Origin of the sequence: Sunxiuqinia dokdonensis (assembly GCF_001270965.1) — a bacterium.
Taxonomy (GTDB): domain Bacteria; phylum Bacteroidota; class Bacteroidia; order Bacteroidales; family Prolixibacteraceae; genus Sunxiuqinia; species Sunxiuqinia dokdonensis.
In genome coordinates this window covers 1-2,136 of record NZ_LGIA01000093.1, presented here as the reverse complement: position 1 = coordinate 2,136, position 2,136 = coordinate 1, and the positions used below count along the sequence as shown (strand labels likewise).

Here is a 2,136-nt window from a genome sequence, read left to right as displayed (position 1 = left end):
GTTTCAATGAGTGCTTGCTTGACAGGTACCAGCCGGTTGGTGAATAAGTTTTTTTGTGAATAATCGGCTTCGGCCCAGTAAATGGTATCCGCTACAATCAATTGTTGAAGAATTTCCTTTCTAGCAGGATTGTATATTCTTACAATGGCATCATATTTTGAGTCAATGGAAGCTTCGTGCATTTCAGAATAAGGAACTTTCATGTAATTGGTCATCACTTTATTCATGTAGCGTTCCAAAACCAGCAGGGCATCGGTTTCGTACGTTTCGCAAATCTCAGAAACATAGTCCCATTCCAGCGGTTGTGGAACTTGAAAGTAACTTTCAGATCGTGGAATATTGCGTTCTTCGGGGATCACAACATCATATCTTCCGGATTCAAACAGCAGTTCGGCCAAAACTTTCAACGTTGTGTCTGCTGCTGTACTGTCCAAAACCGCTGCACTTACTTCAAATCCACGGCGATAAAAGTAGTTTTGAAGGCTATCAGCGGGGAAGTTGTTAAACTCATCGGTGATGGCCCGGTTCATTAGCGTCAGGCTGACGATATCATTGGGTAGCAGATAGCTTGATGGTTTGGCAACTTCAACATAAACAGTTTTATAAGTTGAAGCGCACGAAGCCAGTAATAAAATTCCGACAAAAAGAGCTGGCAATTTATAGAATTTATTGACTATCATAGTGTTGATTGATCGTTAGTAAATGCCCCAGAATTTTCTCAAAAACCATTCCAAAGCTAATAAAAATAGCAGGATAAAGAAGAACCACTTCATTGTCAGCAATTCGCGGTAAATCTGTTGTTCGGTTTGTTTTGCTTGTAAATTCGGATGCTGTTTCAATTGCTGAATGAGTTCATCCACCGCTTCTGCAAGAAAGAATTCGCCGCCTGTTTTACGAGCCATTTGACTTAACAGTTGGAAATTGGCTTCTGTTTCAATCCCTTCAATTTGAATTTTGCTAACACTGAAATTTCCCGATTCGGTGAACTCGCTTTCCGCCAGTTTACTGTGAGCGATAAACGCATAGTTTCCATCGGGCAAGCGGCCCATGTTTAATTGGTACTTGTCGTTGGTTTTATCGAAAACGGCTTGGTAGGTTTGCCCATTTTCATGAATGAATTCGATGTCAACTTCAGGCGAATTATCCAACTCAAAACTCTCGTTAAACAATTCAGCTTGAATGATAACCGGTTCATCTTCTGCGTAGTTCGTTTTCCAATAAATATTGAAATTGTCTTCATCGGGTTTCAAAATCAAATAGTTCACGAATTTTTGAATCAAGTCATCAAATGCGGCATGCGAGCGGTCGTTCAGGTAATTGTGAATACGCCATCGCCAAAGGCCTTCGCCTGCAATGAATCCTCTTTTTTGCCCGTCAATCCGCCCGAAAGCAATCAGGGGGCGCTTCGTTTCAACGGATTGAATAACTTGATTGGCAAACAATTCCAGTGAAGAATCAAGATCAATATCGCCAAATGGTGCCAGTAGCGGTGGCAAATCCTGGAAGCGCTTCATTTCTGTAGCATCGAACCGAAACAGGCTGAAAGACTCCTGAATGAAAGCCGAGACTTGCTCAAAACCTTTGACCGGCTGGAACTGGAAGCCGGTTTTCAGGCCGTTAAAGCCGGAAATCGAGGTTTCTTTTCCAACAACAAAAAGAACAGGACGGCGGCTTTGCAAAAGCTTGTCCACTAAATCTGTTGTTTGCGGATCGACATGGGGCAACTGATGGACAATCACCAGGTCATAAGCCGAAAAATCCAGTTCGTTGCTGAAACTTGTGATCAGCTTTGTTTCATATTTATTGATTCCTTCCAGGGCTTGACTGATTGCGCTTAAATCGGGATGTGGACCACGCGCGAGAAACAGAATTCGCTGCTTCTCGGCAATGACATTCACCGAAAAATCATAGCTGTTGTTAGCCAAATTTTGTTCACCGCTTATCGGTTCCAGACGGACCGTGTAATTGACAATTCCTTCGTCAGTGGGTTTCAAATTCAAGTTTTCTGTGAAGAAATAATGATTAGATGGGATGCGAATAGCCCTTGAGTAGCGGACTTTATCGCTTTCTAAGATCGTGAGATTTACAATTTTACCAACCGCTTTTGTGAAGCTCAGGTCAAGCTGAACCGGAAAG

General features: G+C 42.4%; 2 protein-coding genes. Both read right to left on the bottom strand.

All coding sequences use genetic code 11. The annotated features are described in order from the left end of the window. Positions 1-680, bottom strand: a 680-nt coding sequence (locus tag NC99_RS07150; RefSeq protein WP_053181538.1) for a DUF6340 family protein, incomplete at its 3' end; no start/stop codon positions are given. 15 nt (positions 681-695) lie between these two features. After that, a partial coding sequence (locus NC99_RS07145) for a hypothetical protein (RefSeq protein ID WP_053181536.1) occupies positions 696-2,136 on the bottom strand: 1,441 nt, incomplete at its 5' end.